This window comes from Mesorhizobium sp. WSM4807 (assembly GCF_055811615.1).
Window position 1 is genome coordinate 61,219 of sequence record NZ_JBVVQY010000031.1, and the last position, 4,054, is coordinate 65,272.

Consider the following 4,054-nt stretch of genomic DNA (forward strand, 5'->3'; position numbering starts at 1 on the left):
GCTGGAGGGGAGGTAGGAACAAGGCCCGAAGGCGCGGTGTCGGCGAAGCTGCCAATCTCCCCCCTTGTGGGGGAGATTGGCTGTCATCTTTGATTTCGCCAATCGCCAACCTCAAAAAGAGGCGCTGTCGGCGAAGCTGCTGATCTCCCCACCTGTGGGGGAGATGCCAGGTGGTGGCAAAGAGGGCAGGACAGAGGGGGGCGCTGTCCCGCCGGCGTATCAAGTCGCACCTGCGAGCCCTGCCTCGATCACAATGTGCTGGCAGACATTGTCGATGTCGCGAATGACGTCGTCGTTCCAGAAGCGTAGGATGGTCCAGCCGTCTTGTTCAAGACGCTTTGTTCTTGCCTCATCGCCCGCATTGGCGTCGGCATGCTGCGAACCATCGACTTCGATGACGAGCTTCTTGTCCGGGCAAGCGAAGTCGACAATGTAACTGGCGATCGGAAATTGTCGGCGGAAGCCAAGCCCCATCAGCCGGTGCGCGCGAAGCTCGTTCCAGAGCTTCAGTTCGGCACCGGTCATCACCTTCCGCATCGACTTGGCATTTGCGCGATTTCGCGGAGGCAGTGGCGTGTGAGGCATCGCTCAATGCTCGGTCGCTATTGAGGTTGGCGCTCTACGGCGCCCCCTCTGTCCTGCCGGCCTTGCCGTAGTTTGCAGTCCGCTATCGCTCAATAATCGCCGCGGTAGTAGCGGTCGTCGCAAGGTGCGGTGTAGATGCGGCCGTAGCGATCCTGATACCGGCAAAGCTGTTCGCCGCGCCGCTGCGGCGTGGTCGCGCTGCCCACGACCGCCCCCAGCAGGGCGCCGCTGGCTGCACCGATAACCGTGCTCTTGGTGTCGCGGCCCAGGGCCTGACCGACCAGAGCGCCGCCAGCGCCGCCGACCAGGGCCCCCGTGGTGGCTCTTTGCTGGCCTTCGGTCTGTGCACATCCTGCCAGCGCGGCAGTCACAAGCAGGGCGGCAATGGCTTTGTACATGGTCATCGTCTGATACTCCGTTGAAGCCTATGAACTAATACACTGGCTGGTTTTGCCAAGTGTTTGCCAAGTGCGGTCGCATTGCGGCGGAACAGCGGCAACCACTTGTCACGAAATGAGACATGGTTTCTTTCGTCTTGACGGCGAGTGCTTCCGACTCGGAAAGATCATAGTCAAACAAGTCGATGGAGTCAGGCTCTGTCGAAATGAATCAGGCTGCGGCCGCAACGATTCGACCCGCCCAACCGATCCCTTAGATCCAAAAGCAAAAAAGCCGGGCTGAACCGGCCAGTGTCTTTCCATTTCCAAACAACAAAAGGAATATTTCTCATGACAGATCTGGCAGACGCCGGGTCCGTGGTGGCTTCGCCACCGGCGGGCAACCTTGCACGGCCACCGGCCGCCGGGGACAACGGGTCCGCCCCGCCGGCTGCAGAAAGTTGGTTTGACGGTCTTTCCGAAGGCAACCGCAAGCTCGCTGAAACCAAGGGCTGGACCAAGCCTGAAAGCCTCGATCGGGTTTTCACATCCTATGCGGAGCTGGAACGGCAGCAGGGCGAAAGCCTTCGCGTTCCGGCGGCGGACGCACCTGGGGAAGACTGGGACAGGTTCCATGCCCGGTTGCCTGAGGCGATGCGTCCGCTGACATCGCCCGACAAGATCGAGTACAGGCGCCCCGACGGGCTTCCCGAAGACTTCGCCTATTCGGACGAGCTCGCCAATGCGTCCAAGGCCTGGGCGGTCGAGGCCGGCGCCACGCCGAAGGTGGCGCAGGACTATCACGACCGCTTCGTCGGCTACATGGCCGAGCAGGCCAAGGTGCAGCAGATCGCCCTTGCCCGTTCGGTCGAGGCCACTCACGACGACCTGGTCAGGGATTGGGGACCGACCGACAGCGACAGCTTTCGCCAGAGACTGGAGGTCGCCAACCGGGCGATGAAAAAGCTCGGCCTGGTCGATGCCTACAAGGCGAAGGGCATCCTCCTGCCTGACGGAGCCCTGACCGATCCGCAGATCGCCAAGGCGTTCCACGCCGTCGGCGAGGCGATGTTCAGGGAAGACACGATCGACGGCGGTGCGGCTTTGAGCGCAGGCAATCCCTTCAAGCGCAATGCCGCCGGCGAACGCAACCTGACCGATATCTCAGCCCTCGTCAAAAGCGATCCCGCCCGCGCCCGGCGGCTGGCACGCGAGGCCGGCGAAAACCCCGATCTATGGATACCGAATAACCCCTTGTGAGACAGGGCATACATCCGAAGCCCCCTCATCCGGCCGCGGAGCCTGTCCTCGGGCTTGCCGGCGGCAAGACCCGTGGGCGGCCACCTTCTCCCGGGCGGGGAGAAGAGGCTGGCGCCGACGTTGCAGGTCTCCTCTCCCCCGCGGGGAGAGGTCAGCCGAGCGAAGCGGAGGCTGGTGAGGGGGCGCAGCCGTCAATCAAACCTGAAGGAACACAAAAATGGCAGACGCCTATACCCGCATCGCGGACGCGATCGTTCCGTCCGTCTATGCACAATACTCGTTCGAGGAGCACGTCCAGTCGCTCGAGATCTACCAGGCCGGGATCCTGTTTTCCGACCCGGCCATCGCCTCGAAGCTCTCCATGGGCGGCCGTTCCGTCGACATGCCCGGCTGGAAGGATCTCGGCAATGATCCGTCCGAGCCGGTCAATGACGATCCGGCCGACTCGATCGAGTTGAAGAAGATCGGCGCCCGCCGCGAGGTCGCCGCCCGCAATGTCCGCGCCCAGGCCTAGGGCATCCCGGACCTGACCTCGATCCTGGCCGGCGACGACCCGCAGAAACTCATTGTCCGCCGCCAGACCGACTACTGGCAGCGCGCCAACAAGCTGACGCTGCTCGGCATCCTGAAGGGCGTGGTGGCCGACAACCTCGCCAATGATGCGGGCGATCTGGTGCGCGTCACCGGCGCCTCGATCGTCGACACCGACATCATCGAGGCTGCCTATCTGATGGGCGACCGCGCCGACAAGTTCAAGACGATCTGGATGCACTCCAAGCAGATGAAGGCGCTGAAGCTCGCCGACCTCATCGATTATGTGCCGCCGTCTGAGCAGGGCGGGCCGCTGATCCCCTATTACATGGGGCTGCGGGCTGTCGTCGACGACGACATCCCGGTCGCTGCTGGCGTCTACACGGCCTTCATGTTCAAGGACAAGGCGATCCTGTGGAACGAGCTGCCGGTCAATACCGAAGGCGGGCCGCTGGAGTTCGACCGCAAGCCGCGCCAGGGCCATGGCGGCGGCGTCACCGAAATGGTCGGCCGCCGGCATTTTGTCCCGCATGTGCCCGGCACACGCTTCCTCGACGCCTCCTCGGCCGGCGAATTCGCCACCGATGCCGAACTGGCGCTGGCGGCGAACTGGGACCGCACGGCGTCGAGCGTCAAGAACATGACGTTCATCGCGCTGAAGACGACCGAAGCCTGATAAGGCCAAGGTTAGGGCGGGGGGTAAAGAACTCCCGCCCTTTCTGGACGCTCGGTCGGCCAATGTGACGAATCCCAGATTCACGCGGTGTGCTGCATTAAACTGATATGAGTTTTTGGGTCCGGCCACGTTGTTGTTGTTGCACGTTAAAGAATCGCCGTCACCAAACGGTTACACAAGAGGACGATGCTGCCTTGTCTTGGCAAGGTGGTAACCATGAAAATGACATACAAGGCAGTTCAGGACGTGCTTCGAAAAGCGGGCGTTGTCATAAGCAAAAAGGGCGAACTTCACCGCATAAACTTCTTCAGCGGTCTGGAAAACACCGCCTACTACACGACAAGTCTTCAGGAAGCCCGGGATAGGGGTTTGGCGATGGCGAAAGATGCCGGAAGGTTGCCGGCAGTCGCCGTTGCCAAGTCGCGCGGCACAGGGCGGCGGCGGGGCTCGACAAGCGCACGCCTCGGCTGAAGCCGCAGGAATTCAGGCCGCGTTGCGCGGCGATATCGTGAAACTGCGATAGCCACAGTATTATCGGGTGGCGCCCGTCACCAGTTTTCCAGCGGTTGCGCTCCGTCGCGCCCCCCTCTGTCCTGCCGGACATCTCCCCCACAAGGGGGGAGAT

The 4,054-nt window shown here is 62.4% G+C and carries 6 protein-coding genes; 4 read left to right on the top strand and 2 right to left on the bottom strand.

The window, feature by feature from the left end; translation table 11 throughout:
- Positions 1–219: 219 nt before the first annotated feature.
- Together AC0L3N_RS28425 and AC0L3N_RS28430 are read right to left on the bottom strand one after the other, a co-directional pair.
- Complete coding sequence (locus AC0L3N_RS28425) at positions 220–585, bottom strand: endonuclease domain-containing protein (RefSeq protein WP_473550828.1); 366 nt, start codon at positions 583–585, stop codon at positions 220–222.
- Positions 586–674: 89 nt separating this feature from the next.
- Positions 675–989: a YMGG-like glycine zipper-containing protein gene (locus tag AC0L3N_RS28430; protein ID WP_095490674.1), complete on the bottom strand. Its 315-nt coding sequence runs from the start codon at positions 987–989 to the stop codon at positions 675–677.
- 324 nt (positions 990–1,313) lie between these two features.
- Between AC0L3N_RS28430 and AC0L3N_RS28435 the strand changes: the two genes are divergently transcribed.
- The 4 genes from AC0L3N_RS28435 (at position 1,314) to AC0L3N_RS28450 (ending at position 3,900) form a co-directional block, all read left to right on the top strand.
- Positions 1,314–2,222 carry a hypothetical protein gene (locus AC0L3N_RS28435; protein ID WP_473550829.1) on the top strand — a complete coding sequence of 303 codons (909 nt, stop codon included), beginning with the start codon at positions 1,314–1,316 and terminating at the stop codon, positions 2,220–2,222.
- A gap of 217 nt (positions 2,223–2,439) precedes the next feature.
- Entirely contained in the window at positions 2,440–2,736 is a 297-nt protein-coding gene (locus AC0L3N_RS28440; RefSeq protein ID WP_473550830.1) for a hypothetical protein, read from the top strand.
- A gap of 123 nt (positions 2,737–2,859) precedes the next feature.
- Entirely contained in the window at positions 2,860–3,429 is a 570-nt protein-coding gene (locus AC0L3N_RS28445; protein ID WP_473550832.1) for a hypothetical protein, read from the top strand.
- Positions 3,430–3,615: 186 nt separating this feature from the next.
- Positions 3,616–3,900: a hypothetical protein gene (locus AC0L3N_RS28450; RefSeq protein WP_473550833.1), complete on the top strand. Its 285-nt coding sequence runs from the start codon at positions 3,616–3,618 to the stop codon at positions 3,898–3,900.
- Positions 3,901–4,054: the final 154 nt, after the last annotated feature.